The organism is Idiomarina sp. OT37-5b, from assembly GCF_002968395.1.
Taxonomy (GTDB): domain Bacteria; phylum Pseudomonadota; class Gammaproteobacteria; order Enterobacterales; family Alteromonadaceae; genus Idiomarina; species Idiomarina aquatica.
On sequence record NZ_CP027188.1, the window covers coordinates 2,410,316 to 2,429,653 of the forward strand.

The following is a 19,338-nucleotide window of genomic DNA, read 5'->3' on the forward strand; positions in this document are numbered from 1 at the left end:
TCTCCCGAAAAAATTCAGCAACAGCCGACACAGCATTTCTGCTCAACTTGCCTCATCAAATCATCGTAACCATGGGGCTTAATCATTGGCTTAGGATGTTCAACGTTCACTTTGGTATTACCCTCAGAAAACATCAAACCACGCGCCATTTCGCCCAGCACACTGATAAATTGTTTGCGATTAAACATGTTCCTGACTCCTCTGTTAAAAGACAGGAACCATTTTATTGTTTAATAATGCGCTAAAAAGTACCTCACTGGAAACTCATTGTTTCCAGTTGCGCACGAATAAACTGACGCGTGTCATCCAACAAGGCTTTGCGCGAAGGTTCATGCACGTACATCATGTGGCCACCGTGATAGTAACGGTAAATGATGTCATCGCGAGCGATGCCGTGGCGGTTAAGCGTATATTCCGCATCGAAAAATGGCGTGACAAGGTCATAATAACCCGACCCCACCATGACTTTAAGCGCTGGATTGCTTCTTAGCACCGACGCCAGATCCGGCGCCGTATTGACGTAGTGTGGCTCCCACGAGCGGCCTTCCGGTAACGGACTCCAGCGCCACTTACCGGACAATTCCGGGTCCGATGGGTTTAAGTAACGGCGGTTCCAGTCAATGCCCAGCTCATTTCTCATGTAATGCATAAGTGAGGCTTTGTAGGCCGGTGAAATCGCACGAGCCGCATCGTCTTGCGGACGTGCCGCGACATCGTCGCGTTCGTCTTTGGTATAGCGACTGTCAAGCAGACCGACCGCAACGCCCTCATCACGCCGTAATTCTTTGGCAAATCGGAAGGCATTAATGCGCAAATCGACTTGTTCGATATAGGTTTTACTTAGCCCCGTGAACCGTTGCAGCTCGCTGACCAGTCGTGCGCGTTCGTCATCGCTCAACAAATTGCCCTGAAATAACGCCGGCAGCAGTTCCTGAGTGGCAAACTCACGACTTTCCGCAATGAACGATTCAAAGTCTCCGGTATTATCAACTTTTCCGTGATACCAAGCCGTCGCCGCCATGGTCGGGATGTAGGTGATATAAGAGATGATATTGTCATCCACATAAGGCGTAGAGCCTTGGTAATCCAAGGCCTGAGAGACAAACACGATGCCGTTGACGTTAATCAGATAGTCATCGAGCAACACCTTAGCGACAGCAGCCGCGCGGGTCGTACCAAAGCTCTCCCCCAGTAAAAACACCGGTGAGTTCCAGCGGTTGTTGTTGGTCAGCCATTCCGCAATGAACGCCGCCATCGACTCCGCATCCTCGGTCAGCCCCCAAAAATCTTCTTTCTTCCCCTGACCAATGGCACGAGAAAAGCCCGTACCAACCGGATCGACAAACACCATGTCCGTCACATCAAGTATCGTTTCGGGGGCATCCTTAAGCGTGTACGGCGCTGCCCCCGGGTGCTCTGCCTCACTCGGCACCACGATGCGTTTCGGACCGTAGCCCCCCATATGCAACCAATTCGACGACGAGCCGGGCCCCCCATTCCAGAAAAACGTCACCGGGCGGTTTTCATCCTCCTCGGCAATGTAATCGAAGGAGAAAATGCTCGCGGTCGGTTCACCCTCAGCATTGTTCAGGTAGGTCTCGCCCGCGTTAACCCGATAGTCGATGCGTGCTCCGTTAAAGGTACCGCTATGCTCGGACACAAACTGCTTGGGTTCAGCAACCGGCGGTTCGTCAGGCGCTGGCTCATTATCTTGCGCCATCACGGTTAGCGAAACCATTGCTAACAGCAACGTCGCTAAAACGCTGAAATAGCGATTGGGTGTGTTGATGGAGTGTTTCACGAATTGCTTCCTGTTGGTTCTGTTGTATCTGAGATTAGCATAACTCAGCATCCTATAAATTACTTATTGAGCAGACGACGTTCAAGCGCAATGCCTAGCACCCCACACATCAGCAAAAACAAACCCAACGCTTGCAAAACGCCATTAATCACTCGAGGCTGTTGAATGGTTCCGTCGATGTAGTAGGTCCGTTTGATATTGGGATCATCCGCCTCAGGTGCCGGCACCGTGAATTGTTTTCCCCGATAGTCGGTCAGTATCATGATATCCGGGTTTGAGCGCTCAGCCATCCGTTTTGAGAGCTTCTCCAATTCGTCAAAACCAACGACGGTATCATTCCAATTACGATAATAATTAGGGTTTTCACCCATCAATAATATGCCCGGAGACATATATTGGTAGGTTAGTTCAGGGAAAAGAACCTTGGTGTAGCCACTGTAAAACGTCGGTAATGAGAGCGCGATAAGCAGTCCGCAAATGGTTAACCAGCCCCGTCGTTGACGCTGATAATTTGCGGTTTGTTCTCGTAAATAAGCATCAATCGATGGAATCTGTCGCAAGCGTCCTTGTAGATAACTTGGATCAAACTGTTCTGCCACCTGCTCTATGGTGAGTTCTAGTGCGCTGAGCCATGTCTTCAGTACATCATCTGAGGGAAGTGATCGATCACTTTCCAATTTCGATAAGTAAGACTGCTCAATACCGACTTGCTCAGCTAACTCTGACTGGCTAAGATGCAACTCGATACGTCGTTGTTTAAGGAGCTCTCCAAGTACCATATCCTTGTTCCTTATGTGAGATGTGAGGATTCCACAGTATTCTTTCCTATTCCTTAAGGCATAAAAACAAGAATATATGCGAATTTAAAGGAATATTTCGCGCAGCTGTATTACTCTGAGCCACCGCGCACGGATTACGAGGAACGATATGAAAGGTAAAGCCACTTCTTTCGATATAGCTCATAGAGCCGGGGTTTCTCAGTCGACGGTTTCCCGTGCGCTGCGAGGCAGTCCGCTGGTTAATGAAGAAACACGCCGACGGGTCGTTGAAATTGCCCGCGAGCTTAATTACAAGGTGGATAAAAACGCCAGTAATTTGCGTGCGCAACAAAGCTCTACCCTGGCGGTATTGTTGTTTGAAGATCCTACTTCTGACGATTCACAAATTAATCCGTTCTTTTTATCCATGTTGGGTTCGATTACCCGTGCCTGTGCGAAAGAAGGCTATGACTTACTCGTTTCGTTTCAATCCAGCAGCAACGACTGGCATGCGGACTATGCCGAAAGCCATCGCGCCGACGGCATCATATTGCTCGGCTATGGCGACTACATCGACTATCAGGCCAAGTTTGCCCGGCTGTTGGACACAGACACCAAATTTGTTTGCTGGGGCGCGAGCGTTGATGGCCGACCTGAGCTGACGGTAAGCTGCGATAACGAGCATGGGGGACGGCTGGTCGCCGAACACTTTATTGAGCTCGGTCGCACCGACTGTGCCTTCATTGGCGATGCCTCACATCACAGCCCCGAGTTCAGTGCCCGCTTCAATGGCTTTGAAAATCGCCTACAGGAGCACGGTAAACACTGTAGCGAGCGCAAAATGGCAACCGCGATTTCTACCGAAGAGTCCGGTTATCAAGCGACCAAATCACTGCTTGCCAATAACATCACGTTTAACGCCCTGTTCGGTGCCAGTGACTTAATTGCTATTGGTGCAATTAGAGCGCTGCAAGAAGCCGGCTTAAGTGTTCCTAAAGACGTTTCAGTGGTGGGTTTTGACGATATCGCGGTCGCCCGTTTTTGCAGTCCGCCGTTGTCGACCGTACAGCAAAATACGACCTTAGCCGGACAAATGTTGGTGGCAAATCTGCTGAACCTGATTGCTGATAAAGACGTTGATGTGGCCAGCAGCATTTTGCCGCCCAAACTGATCGTACGCCAATCGAGTTGTTTATAAGACAAAAAAGCCGCCAGATAAACGCTGGCGGCTAATACTCATCAGACGGTCATTCAGTCAGCGAGCTTCTGTTCCACAAGCGGATAATTATCCCATACCGCTTCGTCACTCAGCGAGCGTAACAGCTTAACGTATTCGGCATGAGTCCACGCCAATGGTGTGGCTGAGTTGGTGCCTTCGCCAACCTCATAACCGAAAGGATTGACCCCGACGCCGTCCCATACCTGTTCCGGTAACATCATGCCTTGGTTCGCAAATGCTTCCATTCCCAACACATAGGTGTTTTTAATCCGTTGGTACTGCGCGTCCGTCAGGTCGCCGTCACTGGCTTTCGCAACGGCGATTTCATAATGCCCCCGCTCACCGGTAAAGAAAGGCCAGACGCGGCCACGTTGACCTGCCGTCTGGTTGCCGCCTTCAGCATAATTGGTGCCTAGCTCCTGATCCTCGCCGTAGCCATCATTGCCATAACGGCGCCAGCCAGGGAAGCTTTGCCCTTGATCGTTCATAAAGGTGTATTTAACCCGTAGCTTATGCTCGAGGCTTTGATCGTCATATTCCGGTAACGACGCCACAATCGACGGACTATCAGCAGAACGCACGCCGTAACGCACCAGCTCTAAAAAGCCACCATCAAGGATCAGTTTTTTATCCATCCCCGGACGACCATTATTGGCTGCCAGTTTGGTGTCTGCATTGACGTTTTCATCCTGTGCGATGCGCACAAAATATTGACCGTCAGCTGCATCGCCCTCCAGCGTGCCCTCCGTTGTGAACATCAAAGCTTCGATATCCTGTTCATACTCCCGCGCGGTTTCCAGATAGCGTTGTGCGTTTTCCTGGTCACCGCTCAGAGCGGCGATCTCGCTGGCGGTTATCAGGCCAGTTACCGTGGCGGCAATGGTTGAAGGAGAGTATCCTGCCTGTTCTTCCCAACGCTCCTGCTGGGTATAAGGCGGCGTGATCTGAGTATCATTCCACAATATTTTCGCTAAACCTCCGTCAACCAGAAAATCGGCCGCAGGCTTAAGCATTGATTCGTACCACTGGCTCAGCTCAGTTTCTGACAGCACGCCGTTTTTATAGAGTTTCCAGGCCAGCATGATCGGCATCGAGGTTTGATCAAGCTGTACTGCCACCCATTCCAATTCGCCGTCAACGTGGGTTTTTTGCAGGAACCAACCGGTATCCCCCTGATTTCCCGGCGTATCCTCTCTGACTTGTACCTTCGGCAAGTAACTGAACGCGGCTTTAGCCGTTTCGGTGTCGCCCAGCGCCAGAAACGCCATCGCTACTTGATAAAAGTCGCGCACCCAAACCGCTTTATAGCCCGTTTTACCCTGTTCGGCAGAAACCGTATCGCCCCAAGGGTTTGATAACGACGCAATCAACGCGCCAGCATAGGTTTTGTCTTCCTGAGCTTTGAGCACCAGGGCACTGGTATTCAGTAACTTGCCACCATCCGTAGTGGCGCCGTACATTTCTTCAAGGTTCAAGCTTTGCAGATAATCTTGCCAGCCAATCGCGTCACCCTCACCGTTGTAATGCGCCAGCACGGTATCGTATCCGCGCTTCAAGGTCTGTTGCCCCTGCTCTCTGGCCTGTTGTTCGCTGTTACCGTAACTCAGTACCAAATCAAATTCGGCCGCTTCTGAGATCTCACCCAGGGTCGCACTCATAGACACATTACCGGGTTGCTCACCGGTGCTCTGATAGCGCGTCAGTTCGCCTGAGGTTTGTAATTGAGAATAGCGGTCGGATGTGCCCATAAAGCCTACCGAACCTTGTTTTAAACCTTGTTCACTTTGTAACGTCAGGTAATGTTCGCCGGAGTAGGCCACTAACGCATCACCCTCGACCTTAGCACGGTCATCGACGCCATCGTTGTTCACATAAGGGTTCACCTGTACGTGAGCGGTGAGCCCGGGTTGATTAGCTTCAAAGCGCACACGAACCATCAGCGATTGCGCATCAGGATCGGTAAAGATGTCTTTGATGATGCGAAAACGTCCCTGGCTATCCTCACTGGTCACGCGATACGCCAACGACAGCGGCCGGCCCTGCTCATCCACATGCAGGTATTCCACGGTATTTTTCAGCCCATCTGACTCTGCCACCACAAAATCATCGCCGCTGACGATAAACTGTAAATCACGGATTTGCGCTTGGTGAATAAGGCCAAACATGGTTTCCGTGATCATCCCTTTAGCCAACGAGAACCAGACCTTGGAAACCGTGCCGGTGGCACTGGCGTCGTCATAGTGCCCCTGTTGATACGCTTCATAAGAAGTGCCGATGCCGGTTTTACCCGAGTAGGCCCAAAACGGTGTTTCCCCCGGTGCGCCCGGCGCCACCTGACTGGCGGCTTCGGTAGTGCCGCTGTTACAGCCTGCTAGTCCTGCCAGTAACATTGCACTGGCGATTGCGTTTACGACTTTCACTGTATCACCCTCTAATTAGTTAGTTTTACCCGCGTCAGCGATAACGCAGCCAACACAAACGACAGTCCGCCAATGACTAAGGCGTAAATCGGCTGGTTGGCAAAGCCATGCTTTAGAATCAAGCCGAGAATACTGGCGGCAAGCAATTGCGGAATCACGATAAAGAAATTAAAAATGCCCATGTACACGCCCATCTTCGCGCTGGGCAGCGCGCTGGCGAGCATGGCATAAGGAAGCGATAAAATGGACGCCCAGGCGAAGCCAATACCGACCATCGGTACCATCAGCCAGGCGGGGTCACTGATCAGCAAAAAGCTCACTAGTGACAGCGCGCCAAAAATCAGGTTAATCGCGTGAGCAACGCGAATACCAAAACGTTTCACCATCACAGGGATCACCAAAGCAGCCAGCGCCGCAAAGCCATTGTAGGCAGCAAACAACACACCGACCCAATCGGCACCGTCGTTGTAGGCTTTGGAGGTCACATCAACACTATGGTAGTGATAACTGGTGACGGCACCGGTGGTGTAGATCCACATCGCAAATAACGAGAACCAGCTAAAAAACTGCACCCAGGCCAGCTGTCGCATCGCCCGCGGCATGGTGAACACATCGTATACGACGGTGAAAAAGCCGTTGTCGGTATAGCGTCGTTGCTGTTGCCAGGCGGCGACCCCCTGCAGCAGGGCAAAAGCCAACAGTAACCCACCCAGTAAATACAGTTCTTTTTCTAAGCCCATACCGCCAACGGCAGCGATAATGACAACCCCGACAAGGCCGCTGACCGACATCGTTTTGGCAAAATTTATCGTTGTTTTAGGTTCGCTTTGTGCGTTCGCTTCAGCACTGTCGCTAAAGGCGGCAAGCTGCTCAGGGCTGTATTCGCTGGTGGTAAACACCGTCCACATCACACAAATCAGCAAGAAAGCGCCGCCAACATAGAACGCATACTGCACCGACGGAGGAATAATGCCAGCCGCGGCGGTATTGCTGACGTCAAACCAATTGGTCAGTACCCAGGGTAGACTGGAAGCAATCACCGCTCCCACACCGATAAAAAAGCTCTGCAATGAATAGCCCAGCGCCCGTTGCCGGTTAGGCAGGTTGTCGCCGACCAACGCGCGAAATGGCTCCATCGTGACATTAATGGAAGCATCCATGATCCACAGCATGCCCGCCGCAACCCACAATGTGGGCGAGTTGGGCATGACCAACAGCGCCGCGGTGGTAACAATCGCACCATAGAAGAAATATGGGCGCCGACGCCCCAGACGGCCCCAGGTCTTATCACTCATGTAGCCAATAATTGGCTGTACGATCAACCCGGTCAGCGGCGCAGCCACCCACAAGATGGGGATATCATCGATTTCTGCACCCAAGGTCTGGAAAATACGACTGACATTGGCGTTTTGCAGCGCAAAACCAAACTGAATGCCCATAAAACCCAGACACATGTTCCATATTTGCCAAAAACTCAGGGTCGGTCTCTCGTTTTGCAGGGTATTTTGCATCAGTGGTTACTTCCCAGTTGTACCACGCTCACACCCTGATAGGGCAAGGCAATGGTGACACCGTTGTTGGTGAATTCCGGCGGCGTACCGAGTAAGGTATTGCCTTGCGAGGCGTTCACGTCAACGCTTACGGACTGTTGTTGCCCGGCGAAATTTGCCACCACCAGCAGACGCTGTTCACCCTGCTGGCGAATAAAGCTGACCACCTGCTGCGGCTGCGAATTGTTCACTTCAACCAGTTGCCCTGCAACAATCGCCGGTAATCGATTCAGGCTCATCAACTGCACATAAAACTGTCGCAGTTCGCGCTGAGCTTCGCTCAACTGACCGCCATCAAAGGCGCCATTATTCATCCACTGCTGGTGCGCAGGAACGCCGATGTAGTCAAAGATACTGGTGCGCGTAGGAGCACCAAACCCGGGTTCTTCCGAACCGTCCTCGCCCACGGTCTGACCGAAGTAAATCATGCTGGGTCCGCGGCCAATCAGCGTTGATACGGTCATCGCCGGTTTTCCCCAATTCATATCACCGGCAAAGTCGGCACTGGCGATACGTTGCTCATCGTGGTTTTCTAAAAAATGCAGCATGTGCTGTTCAATATCCAGCACTTGGCGGTGTTCGGCAAGCAGCGCTTGAGCCCCTTGCCGCCCCTGAATAATTGCTTTCAAGGTGTCATAAAAACCCACCTTGTCATAGAGGTAATCCATTTTACCGCTATGAAGATAAGGACGATAAAGGCTGGGGTTGTAGACCTCGGCCAGCAGGAAAGCGTCTGGATTGGTCATTTTGATGGATGAATTCAAGAAGCTCCAAAATTCGACAGGCACCATTTCGGCCATGTCATAACGGAAGCCATCCACGCCTTTGTCCAGCCAATATTGAGTAATATCGCGAAATTTATACCAACTGTCCGGCAGTTGTTTATCCTGCCAGAACGCGTAATGCGCTTGGTAGTCTTTATCGGCGTATTCCGGCGGCAAGCGCGGAAAGTCGTAACCGCCATCGGGTTTTACGCCGTAATTAATCTTAACCGTTTCGTACCAGTCATTAATGTCCGGCTGCGCCTTGCGCGCGCCATTACCGGTCCATTTCGCCGGGCGCTCGACAAACTCGCCATCCGCCTTAGGGTGACTCATCCCCCCTAACACTTGATAATCATCGTCCTGCGGTACCTGGAAGTCCTCGCCAACCACATAATAAAAGTTATTGTCGCGACGATAGCTGACGCTGGTATCATCATTGACGCCGAAATCCTGTACACCGTCTGGCTTAGACACCGAGTGATAATCCCGCGCCACATGATTCGGGACGATATCGATAATAACCTTCATACCCTGCTCATGGGTGCGCTTTATCAACGCTTCAAATTCTTGCAGTCGACGTTCCGGGTTAACGGCTAAATCCGGGTTAACGTTGTAATAATCTTTCACCGCATAGGGAGAACCGGCACGACCTTTGACCACATCAGGATCATCCCCCGGCAACCCGAATTCACTGTAATCGGTTACCGTTGCATGATGCAGCACACCGGTGTACCAAATGTGCGAAACACCGAGTTCTTTAATACCAGCCAACGCTTTGTCATCAAAGTCGGCAAACTTACCCACACCATTTTCCTGCAATGTGCCCCACGGCTTGTTGGTCGTATTGGTGTTACCGAACAAACGGGTAAATACCTGGTAAACGACCGGCTTTTGCTGGTCTTTGGCGCCCCGCTCAGAGTCAGCTGACGTTGATTGTTTATTATCCGTGCCACCGCAACTGACAAGAGCGGTTGTCAGCGTCAAAGCGAACACTGTTTTTGCTAGCTTGTGAACTTTCATTGATACACTTTATTGTTTGATTTGTCTTGCCATGAAACGGCGAAAAAGCCCCTGAACGACGCCAAGGGCTTTTGCATCAAGTCACCACGTTTATCGATTACAGCTCGTACTTAATGCCAAGCATGTAAACACGACCATAATCCTGGTAGTCGCGCACTTGCAATGCGTTGTCGCCCTGCAACGAGATAAACGGTTCTTCAGTAATGTTCTGTACCTGGAAGGTCAGCTCAAGATTCTCAAGTCCCGCAATACCCGACTCGGAGAAGTCATAACCGAGCTGCGCATCCCAGATGGTCTCACCCTGGATATCCACTTGCTGCGTCTCGAAGCCAAGACCATAGATGTCGCCTTTAAAATCGCTCCGCTTACGCATACTGGTGCGGACGCTAAAGCCGTGACGCTCATAGTAGAAGGTTAAGCTTTGAATGCTGTCAGACAGACCCGGCAACTCATAGTCATTGCCATTAGGGTCCTCGATGTCCTGTTCAACACCCGTGTGGCTTACCAGTAAGCCAAAGCCTTCTAACTGGTCTGCGAACATACTGAATGGCAGCGCAACGGCTAACTCGTAGCCCCACAGGTCGCCACCGCCACCATTGATTTTGCCTGAGCCAGTGCCGGTTGTCGTATCCGGTAATTCACCCGTGGCCGGGTCAGGTACGCCGCTCATGTCAATTTCATAAGTACCGTCGAAAATCCACTCGTTCAGGTCTTTGTAGAACAGGGCTGCAGAGAAGTAGCCTTCTTCATGGAAGTAGTTCTCATAACTCAAATCAACGCCCGTTGCTTCTTTTGGCTCCAATTGCGGGTTACCACCGGATACCGACCAATAATTGCCATTTTCGTCAGGCTGTTGCGCACTGTAGGTGGCACTGACCGAAGCGTTCATTTCGTCCAAGCGAGCGCGTGAAATCGTTTTTGCAGCACCAAAGCGCAGAATCTGCTGCTCATCCAGAGCGAAATTCAGGTTCAGGCTCGGTAACACGTGGCCATAGTCGTGGCTGATGTCGGTTGGCTGTGCAACCACAAGCCCGGCGTCGTTAACGTTAAATGCGTTACCTTGAGACGATTGGTCGGTGTGCACGTAACGTAAGCCAACGTTACCGGTAACCGGAATACCACCTACTTCAGCGTCAATATTACCTTGAACAAATGCCGCTGTGACTTGCTCCTGCACCGTCCACGAACGTGTTAAATGTTTTGGATCGGTCAAGCTTTCGCGCAGCAGTTCAAAATAACCGTCGCTAACCAGCCCTCGGGTATCATAAGCAATCATTTGTCCCATACCGATGAAGCTTAGATCCGCCGTGCCTTCACGGTATTGTTCAGGAACCGGCAACATGCCCACATTATCCGGATAGGAAAAATCGGCCAGCGTCATGTAATAACCTTCAGAATTTTTGCTCTTCTGACGGTCACGATAAGAGACACCAAACTCGATACCTTTAAAGTACGCATTATCAAGCGCTTTGCGCGCTGCCAGTTTCAGCGTACTGAGCTCATCTTCGACTTCCGGGGCATTAATAAAACCGTCTTGCGCGGTGTTCTCATAAGGAGTTCCGACCAACCCATACTGATTATTCAGTGCCGCACTTGCGCCCCAGGACAAAGGACCACCGAGCTGAATCAGGTCAAAGTCGCCGTAATCTAACTGATGCGAGAACTGTGCTCCGGTGTTGCCATCGTCGAAGGTATAGCCAATGTTATCCGCGATGCCGTTGGCATCACCGCGACCAGTACCGGAGTAACTTTCAATACTCCAGACCTGACGCTCAACTTCAGAACGGCTGGCATCAAACTCAAGCGTCCAGTCGTGGTTAAGGAAGTATTCGACGTTATAACCGAACTGCGTTAACTCCGCCTCGCGGTCTTCAAAGTCATTACGCACCACCACACGTTGCCCTTCCGTTACCGCACTGGTCACGAACCCGGTTTCAGGGTCAACCGTTGCGTTTTCCGGAGATATTGAACCTTGCCCCCAGGCAAAAGGTACTTCGATACCACGCAGAATTTTTTCGTCGGAGAAGTCAACGTACAGGGCGTCAAAAGTTACGCTCAAGTTACTTGTTGGCGCGTACTCAAGCACCAACATGGCTGAGTCTCGATCCAGCGTTGACGAACGCACATAAGGTTTCGCACCGCCCAAAATCGATACGGTTTCACCAGATTCTGACGTAAACTCCGGGTAACCCCAGGCGTTCCAGCGTTTTTCCTGATTCGGCGAACTCATTGAGGTATAAGCAAAAGCCACACCAAAACTGTCATCCGCAAACTGATCAATGTACGACACCGTGCCGCGATAGCCTTGGTCATCGCCATCCGGGTTTAATTTTTCAAAGCCTGTTTGTTCCAACTGACCGTTAAACTGAATGACTTGCTCACCTTTGCTCAGCGGACGTACCGTTTGCATATCAATGACACCGGCAATACCTTCCGCATCCAGCGAAGCACTTGGCGTTTTATAAACCGTTACGCCGCTCATGATTTCTGATGGGTAAAGGTCGAACTCGACCCCGCGGTTATCACTGATAGAAACTTGCTCACGTCCATTAAAGGTTGTCGCACTTTCGTTTTCACTAAAGCCACGTACGCTGACGCGTGATGCACGTCCGTCCAAACGCTGCGCCGTCAAGCCAGGTAGTCGCGCGATAGCCTCTGCGATGGATGAATCAGGCAATTTACCAATGTCTTCCGCCGATACCGACTCGACAACCTCACTGGCAAAACGCTTGGTATTAATCGACTCAACAACGCTGCGGCGGAAACTGCTGGTTACCTCAATGCGTTCAACATCGCTTTGCTGGCTTTCTTTTTGCTCTTGTTGCTGCTCTTGCTGTGCTTCAGCATTTTGAGCGTCGGTATCTTGTGCATAAGCGACTTGGCTACTTAAGCCGGCACTGATCAGTGCGAGCGTTAGCATACTGGGTTTGAACGTAGACATAATGTGCATCCTGATTAATTATTTTTATCACCATTTTGGTGCGCTCTGGCGCCACACCATTCGGTATATTGCTTGTTGTCGGCGAAATACTAGCGCTCGTAATAAATTATTAACAAATTTATGCATACGTATTCAGCCGCAGGTTTGCCCCACCATTGTGCATCGATACCGCACCACATGAGTAAAAACTACACTATACGAAAAAATGCGATTTATCAGTTTACGTAAACGTAAAGTCGTTAAAAAATTAACTTACCGGTCATGGTTTAGCGCTACACCCCTTCACTCAGACGTGTTGTAGCCCTTTCGCCGCAAATTGCCTTTGACTGCATACGTATGCAGTTTTTTTACAACACTTCTAACCCTGACTTATTCTTTGCCCAACAAAAAAAATAATCGATGTTCTGGAGCAAAAAATGGCGAACCCTCTTTGGTGGAAAGGTGCGGTGATATATCAGATATACCCACGCAGCTTTCAGGATACAAACGATGACGGGATCGGCGATCTTCGTGGCATTATTAACCGCCTCGACTACATTAAAAGCCTCGGTGTTGACGCGGTTTGGATCTCGCCGTTCTTTAAATCACCGATGAAGGATTTCGGCTACGACATCAGTGACTATCGCGACATCGACCCAATTTTTGGCAACCTGGACGACTTTGATGACTTAATTGCCCAAGCCCATCAACGAGGCATCAAGGTTATTATTGATCAGGTATTGAGCCACACCTCCGATCTGCACCCATGGTTTTTACAAAGTCGCGAATCCAAAACCAACGATTACGCTGACTGGTACGTGTGGGCAGACGCCAAGGAGGATGGAACACCACCGAACAACTGGCTATCGATATTCGGAGGCCCGGCCTGGAAATGGGAACCCCGACGCGAACAATATTATTTACACAACTTTTTGACCGAGCAGCCCGATCTTAATTTTCACAACCCTCAGGTGCGTCGGGCGGTGCTCGATAACGTCGAGTTTTGGCTGAAAAAGGGCGTTGACGGTTTTCGGCTTGATGCGATTAACTTCTGCTATCACGACGCGAAGTTGCGTGATAATCCGGCAAAACCAAAGGAGAAGCGTCAGGGTCGTGGCTTTAGCGAAGACAACCCCTATGCGTTTCAGTACCACTATTACAATAATACCCAACCAGAAAACCTCGAATTTATGCGCGACATCCGCGCATTACTCGATAAGTATCCGGGTACTGTGGCGCTGGGCGAAATCTCTTCGGAAGACTCACTGGCGACCATGGCGGAATACACCAGCGGCGGTGACAAACTGCACATGGGCTACAGTTTTGAGCTGCTGACCGACGATTACAGCAGCACCTACATTCGTCACACGGTAGAAACGCTCGAGGCCAATATGCGTGAAGGCTGGCCATGCTGGGCTTTTAGCAACCATGATGTTGAACGCGTAGCCAGCCGCTGGGCCGAAAATGGTGAAGTAAACACGGCACAAGTGAAAATGCTTACGGCGCTGCTGGGTTCCCTGCGCGGCAGTGTCTGTATGTATCAAGGCGAAGAATTGGCCTTAGGTGAAGCAGAGGTTCCGTTCGAAGCTTTGCAGGACCCCTACGGCATTACCTTCTGGCCCAACTTTAAAGGCCGCGATGGTTGTCGTACGCCAATGCCCTGGCAGGAGGGTGACAATGCTGGCTTCAGCCAGGGGAAACCGTGGCTGCCGGTGAGCCCCGGCCACCTTGCAAATAATGTCGCTAAACAACAGCAGGATCCTAACTCGACGCTAAACGCCTTTCGCGAATTTATGGCATGGCGTCGAACCCAGCCCGCACTCATAGAGGGCGATATCCGTTTTATCGAAACCGATGAACCCGTACTGGCGTTTTATCGCCAACACAACGATGAAACACTATTGTGCTGCTTTAATTTGGCCAGCACCCCGGCAACCTTACATTTATCGCAGCAGTCAGCTCATCCGTTTGACGGGCTTAGCCACAACAACGCGTCATTACACGGCGATACGCTGCATTTACCACCATACGGCTGCTGGTTTGCCGCCGTGTGAATACACTCTCCCCTGGTGTCATAATAAGATGTGACATTTTTATAGCACCCTTCGGGGTGCTTTTTTTTTATCACAACCCAATAATCACTGTTTTGCCTTGCGGGGTTTACTGGCTGGGTTTACGCGCGAGCATGGTTGCAAACTGAAGTTGCGCTCCGTTGTGCATGGTTCCAAGGTCTTCGTTGTACTTCAGTAACTCCCACCCTTTATAGGCGTCGCGCAGCTGCTCAGTTTTAAACGTAAAGGGAAAAGGAACCGGGCATGGGTGTTCATTAGTATTCATAGCGCAAACAATTAAATTGTAGCCACCAGGTAAGGTATGCGACTGCATATTTTCAATAACCGCATCAACCCGCATAGGGTTAAGAAACATTAAAGTTACTGTGCAGGCAATCAACCCATAGTCGCCGCTTAACGCTGCATCATTAATGTCGTAGACCAGCGCTTCGATATTGTCGATGCGTTCTTCGCTAACAATTTGTCGTAGCATATTGATAGCGTCAGAGTTATTGTCTACTGCGGTCACATTGAAGCCGAGCTGGCTTAAATACAAAGCATTACGGCCATTAGAACAGCCCATATCCAACGCCTTACACGGAGCGACAATCTCGCCAGTTTTCACAACTTCGCTGTGCGCGGGGTTTAGACCATAACGGCTATTTATATCAGCTGACATTATACTCACCTAGTTTTCAGTAGTGTGCTGGCATGGTACTACTTTTAAGGCGTTATTAAATAACCATAGCTGGCAATGCGGTCGATGCAGATCAATATCTGAGTTGTTAAGTATGATGCTTTACAGTGAAATATGGTGGCCCCTCCCAGACTTGAACTGGGGACCAACCGTAATTTGCTTATAATCGGCGATGTACTAACCAGTTGGCGAAAGTGTCATTTATTTGCTTTACAAAGGTTTAATACTATTACTGTCTTTTGTCATTAGCGTCATCAACCGCGGATGCACAAATAATTTTCCCTTTCGTCCCCGGTACTTTACGAATATCCATTTCTGATTGCGTTAAGGTACTGCATACCTCAATCGACGTCGCTGTGCATAGCGGTTTTTTCTCAAGTTTTATAAAGCCCTAGTATAACGCAGTTCGGTAACGTAATGCTTCCTTGGTTGCATGATCAGCACCTTTACCCCCCTTGCGCATACTGAAAAAGCTTATCGGTCGTGGTAACAATATTTTCAATTTCTGAACTATCTTTTGCTTCAAGCAAAGGCAGCAGGTTAATTAACATGCTTTGGTTGGGAATGAGCTCTCCAGCCTTTTTTAATTCCGCTACAGCAGCACGTGCAGAAATACAGGCCTTCAGCACAGCTCTAGTTTCTATGACATCTAGGTTGGGTGGTAATGTCGGTAATTGGTTGTACGGTTGCTCTGCTTGCCAAGTCATGTTTGAATTTCCAGTTTAAATCGACATAAATGACCATGGGTTCACTTTATGTCGTTCCTATCGACACATTAATTTAACGTGTCGATTTTTTCTTGTTTTTTCGACATAAATTGTTTTTAGGTCGATATCATCGGCATACCAAACCTTAACCCCCCACTATGTCAGCCTAGTTGTCTCTTGGTGCATGATAGACCTCTAATTAGGTGGCCAAATTTAGTTTGCCACTACAGTATTAGTGGTACAACTGAGCCTTACCAAATAGAAAGAGTTTCAACTATGTCCTGTATTTTTTAGGAAAAATAACGGGCAAACTAATGCACTTATTACCCTCAGACTAGTCTTTTTGAAGGCTAATTTCTATGGCTTAACGAATATGTTCTTCAGGGGGGGAAACACATCTAACTGAGAGTTTAGAACCGAGGCTGAAAGTGAAAAGCAACTTCAGATCATGGTTTCAATGACGAATTAGCTTAAGGCTACAATAAAATAAAGCCTCCCATAGGCCGATCATACTATTTTTGGGAAAGACTGCGTCAGCATAGCGCTATACAGGAGATGACATCTCTAATTCTGTCGACAAGGTATCTTAGTGCTGAGATACAGCCTTCTGTACGGCTTAAACTTCACAGTGCCAGAACCATTCCGTATATACAACATAAATCGTATTTAACGATTATATTCAAAGGGTTAGATTCCGTTTATTCAAGACATCGAATAACGAGGAATCATATCGTGCCAACCAAGCCACGCCAAACGATTATTTATATCGATACCACTAAAATAGTGTTATCTGATTACTATGAACAAGCAAGCGCCAAATCAGTGTCCTACGAAGTCTTTCGTGACCGTATCCGGTCTCTACGCAATCGAGATGTCGAAATCAATTATGATCACTTAGAGCGTGCAATCCAAACGCCCGTCAAAGAATATCAGAAGTACAGTGGTTTGGGACGCGCAGTCAGTTTTACATATCGTGGCCAACGTTTCCCAGAACAGATCGGAAAGATTTTCCCAAGTATCAAGAGCTTTATGTGTGAAATTGGTCTTGAACACCTTTATCCAAAGGTTAAGGCCAAAAGAAAGATCTCAGACCTTTCCTTAGATGAATTAATTGAAGCAGCCCAACACGGGGGTCTAGCGAAAAAGGCGAAGAAAGGAATACTTTACCGAATCACACACATAAATTCGGGTGCGAAATATTACGGTCTTACGCGACAAAAATTGCATCACCGCTGGAATCAGCACTGCAACCAAGCTAGAAAAGGTAGCTCGCTCCCCCTTCACTATGCAATAAGAGAGAATGGCACTGCATCATTTCGTGTGGAAGTCGTGAAAGAAGGGGTTCCACTTCAACAGCTCTCCAAATTAGAGCGACACTACATAAGCAGAGAGCAAACTCAGTGGCCTAATGGGCTGAACGCATGCTCCGGTGGTCAGATTGGAAACCTAATAGAGTACCCTGTCGAATTCAAAGGCCAGATATTCATTACACAAACCGAGTTTGGTGAGTACATTGAAAACTTAACAGGTGGTGCTGTGAAATCCCATGTTGCGATTTCACGTCTCAGAGCCGGTCAAGAAATCTTAGGCAAACAACGGCACCATTCACCTGAGCCTTACGCAGGGAAGCCACTCTATCGCATCTGGAAAGCTAAGTTTAATAAGGGATTACTGTGCAGTCGATGGAGATCATTTGAGCGCTTCATTTATGATATAGGAGCACCAGGTGACTATAGCTCGCCTTATCCCGGTAAATCATTGTGCCGCATTGACAATAAAGTCCCATTCGGACCAAACAATTACCGATGGATGACACGTGCTGAGAAGGCCGCGGAAGTGACTGCTCGTTCAATTGAATACAACGGCAAGAAATTTTCATCATTTGCGAATCTAGCCAAGGCTACAGGTATCGCGGCGTCAACGCTAATTTACTGGAACAAAAAACACCCACATTCTTATGTGTCAAAAATTACAGAAAAGATAACTACAAAAGTATTCTTAGGCACTCAACTTGGCGTACCTCTATAAGCAACATGCGCCGCTTGCTTGATATTCAAAACTTTAACCGCTATCATAATCACATACCCAGCGACTAGGAGTATCTCCAGTCATTATGCAGGGTCCCTACAGGCTATGAGTCAATGTTACCTTGCGTTACTCTTTACGCTCATTTAAAAGCATAAAGTGTAGCGCAAGCTAGTAACTCGATTAGCCGCGACAACCCCTCCGTGCATACTACACCCTAGACTATCATTATTATTTAACTAGCCTTGGATTACCTTACCTAAGATCGTATCAAAAATAGAAGAACACAAATGACTGGCCGATTATGAGCTGATTTGGTACTTTTATGTAACCTTGCGCTTTGTCAATTGAGTCAAAGTAGAACAGTCTGAAACACTACGAAGAGAAGCCTCAGGAGTTTGTTTTGACGTCAATTCAGAAAAAAAGAAGCCTTCAAGAGGTTTTCTTGTCAACTTTTCATTCGCAGTTAACTTTCGATGATTTTCTAAATCTGAACGTTGCGCATGAATATAAAAAGGTTGAGATTCAAAAGCGAGTCATTTACATCCCTTCCTATAAGCTCAAGAGAATTCATAAGTTCTTAAATAATACAGTTTTTAATCATGCGCGCTTCAACACAGATGTGGTATTTTCCTATAGGAAGGGCATTAGCGTCAGAGATGCTGTAACACCTCACGCAAAAAATAAATTCTTCTTTCAAACCGACATTGTAAGCTTTTACCAAAGTATCAAAACCAATGATGTAGAACGAGCATTGAAGAACCAACTTTCCGATGTGCCTATTTCTGACATCGATCGGTATATCGACCATATAGTGAACCTCGTAGTAGTAGATGACCATATACCAGCCGGCTTCGCTACTTCCCCAGTGCTAAGTAACATATGCTTAGTCAATTTTGATGATGCTCTTCTCGAGTACTGTAAGACGCAACATCTTACATATACACGATATTCAGACGACATCATCATTTCTGGGGAATATGAACTAGAGCATAAAGTAATCGAGATTTTCGTTACTGAATTGCTTAAAGCAAACTTAGGTAGAGCTGCGGAGCTTAATATACAAAAGACCAAAAGATACAAGAGAGGTCACGATTTCAAGCTCTTGGGTCTCAATATATTACCTAATGGTGTCGTTACAATTCCTAGAGAAAGTAAAAATGAAATAGAGGTAATGCTATACCTCTACTTAACAGATGCTAAAGGTTTTGATGATTACGTTAAACATACCTTTTTCTCTTCAGAGACGGATATTGATAGCAGCACATTACGAGAACGAGGTATCGCGAAATTATCAGGGAAAATAATATCAGCGAAATCGATGGATAATAATTACATATCGAAGCTTAGACGTAAGTACGGAAACACGATAATGGAAATGTTTATACGGAAATCGGTGAAATAAC

12 protein-coding genes and 1 pseudogene are annotated in these 19,338 nt (G+C 48.5%); 4 read left to right on the forward strand and 9 right to left on the reverse strand.

Features of this window, described 5'->3' with window-relative positions; genetic code table 11:
• Positions 1–14 precede the first annotated feature (14 nt).
• The 3 genes from C5610_RS13600 to C5610_RS11395 all read right to left on the reverse strand — a co-directional run bounded on the left by C5610_RS13600 (position 15) and on the right by C5610_RS11395 (position 2,580).
• Complete coding sequence (locus tag C5610_RS13600) at positions 15–188, reverse strand: hypothetical protein (RefSeq protein ID WP_158682692.1); 174 nt, start codon at positions 186–188, stop codon at positions 15–17.
• Between the two features lie 65 nt (positions 189–253).
• Positions 254–1,801: a S10 family peptidase gene (locus C5610_RS11390; protein ID WP_262339870.1), complete on the reverse strand. Its 1,548-nt coding sequence runs from the start codon at positions 1,799–1,801 to the stop codon at positions 254–256.
• A 59-nt stretch (positions 1,802–1,860) separates the two neighbouring features.
• The gene (locus C5610_RS11395; protein WP_105307254.1) at positions 1,861–2,580 is read right to left on the reverse strand and encodes a helix-turn-helix domain-containing protein; all 720 of its coding nucleotides are present in this window, start codon (positions 2,578–2,580) and stop codon (positions 1,861–1,863) included.
• A gap of 148 nt (positions 2,581–2,728) precedes the next feature.
• Here C5610_RS11395 and C5610_RS11400 point away from each other — a divergent pair, with 148 nt between their 5' ends.
• Positions 2,729–3,757, forward strand: a complete 1,029-nt coding sequence (locus C5610_RS11400) for a LacI family DNA-binding transcriptional regulator (protein ID WP_105307255.1) — start codon at positions 2,729–2,731, stop codon at positions 3,755–3,757.
• Positions 3,758–3,810: 53 nt separating this feature from the next.
• Here the strand turns inward: C5610_RS11400 and C5610_RS11405 are convergent, their stop codons facing one another.
• The 4 genes from C5610_RS11405 to C5610_RS11420 form a co-directional block, all read right to left on the reverse strand.
• The gene (locus tag C5610_RS11405; RefSeq protein ID WP_105307256.1) at positions 3,811–6,198 is read right to left on the reverse strand and encodes a glucan 1,4-alpha-glucosidase; all 2,388 of its coding nucleotides are present in this window, start codon (positions 6,196–6,198) and stop codon (positions 3,811–3,813) included.
• A gap of 11 nt (positions 6,199–6,209) precedes the next feature.
• Positions 6,210–7,709, reverse strand: a complete 1,500-nt coding sequence (locus tag C5610_RS11410; protein ID WP_105307257.1) for an MFS transporter — start codon at positions 7,707–7,709, stop codon at positions 6,210–6,212.
• Complete coding sequence (locus C5610_RS11415; RefSeq protein ID WP_105307258.1) at positions 7,709–9,532, reverse strand: alpha-amylase family glycosyl hydrolase; 1,824 nt, start codon at positions 9,530–9,532, stop codon at positions 7,709–7,711. Before C5610_RS11415 ends, C5610_RS11410 begins: the two co-directional genes overlap by 1 nt.
• Positions 9,533–9,629: 97 nt before the next feature.
• A complete protein-coding gene (locus C5610_RS11420) occupies positions 9,630–12,473 on the reverse strand; it encodes a TonB-dependent receptor (RefSeq protein ID WP_105307814.1) in 2,844 nt (947 codons plus the stop codon).
• 416 nt (positions 12,474–12,889) lie between these two features.
• On the opposite strand from C5610_RS11420, the gene C5610_RS11425 reads away from it, so the two are divergent.
• Positions 12,890–14,506: an alpha-glucosidase family protein gene (locus C5610_RS11425; RefSeq protein WP_105307259.1), complete on the forward strand. Its 1,617-nt coding sequence runs from the start codon at positions 12,890–12,892 to the stop codon at positions 14,504–14,506.
• A 106-nt stretch (positions 14,507–14,612) separates the two neighbouring features.
• Here C5610_RS11425 and tehB read toward each other — a convergent pair whose 3' ends face one another.
• Together tehB and C5610_RS11435 are read right to left on the reverse strand one after the other, a co-directional pair.
• The gene (gene tehB, locus C5610_RS11430; protein WP_105307260.1) at positions 14,613–15,182 is read right to left on the reverse strand and encodes a tellurite resistance methyltransferase TehB; all 570 of its coding nucleotides are present in this window, start codon (positions 15,180–15,182) and stop codon (positions 14,613–14,615) included.
• A gap of 304 nt (positions 15,183–15,486) precedes the next feature.
• A pseudogene (locus C5610_RS11435) lies at positions 15,487–15,907 on the reverse strand (Fic/DOC family N-terminal domain-containing protein); the annotation flags it as partial.
• Positions 15,908–16,639: 732 nt separating this feature from the next.
• Here C5610_RS11435 and C5610_RS11440 point away from each other — a divergent pair.
• Positions 16,640–17,935, forward strand: coding sequence for a GIY-YIG nuclease family protein (locus C5610_RS11440; RefSeq protein ID WP_158682693.1), 1,296 nt, complete (start codon positions 16,640–16,642; stop codon positions 17,933–17,935).
• A 400-nt stretch (positions 17,936–18,335) separates the two neighbouring features.
• Complete coding sequence (locus tag C5610_RS11445) at positions 18,336–19,337, forward strand: reverse transcriptase domain-containing protein (RefSeq protein WP_158682694.1); 1,002 nt, start codon at positions 18,336–18,338, stop codon at positions 19,335–19,337.
• Position 19,338 lies beyond the last annotated feature (1 nt).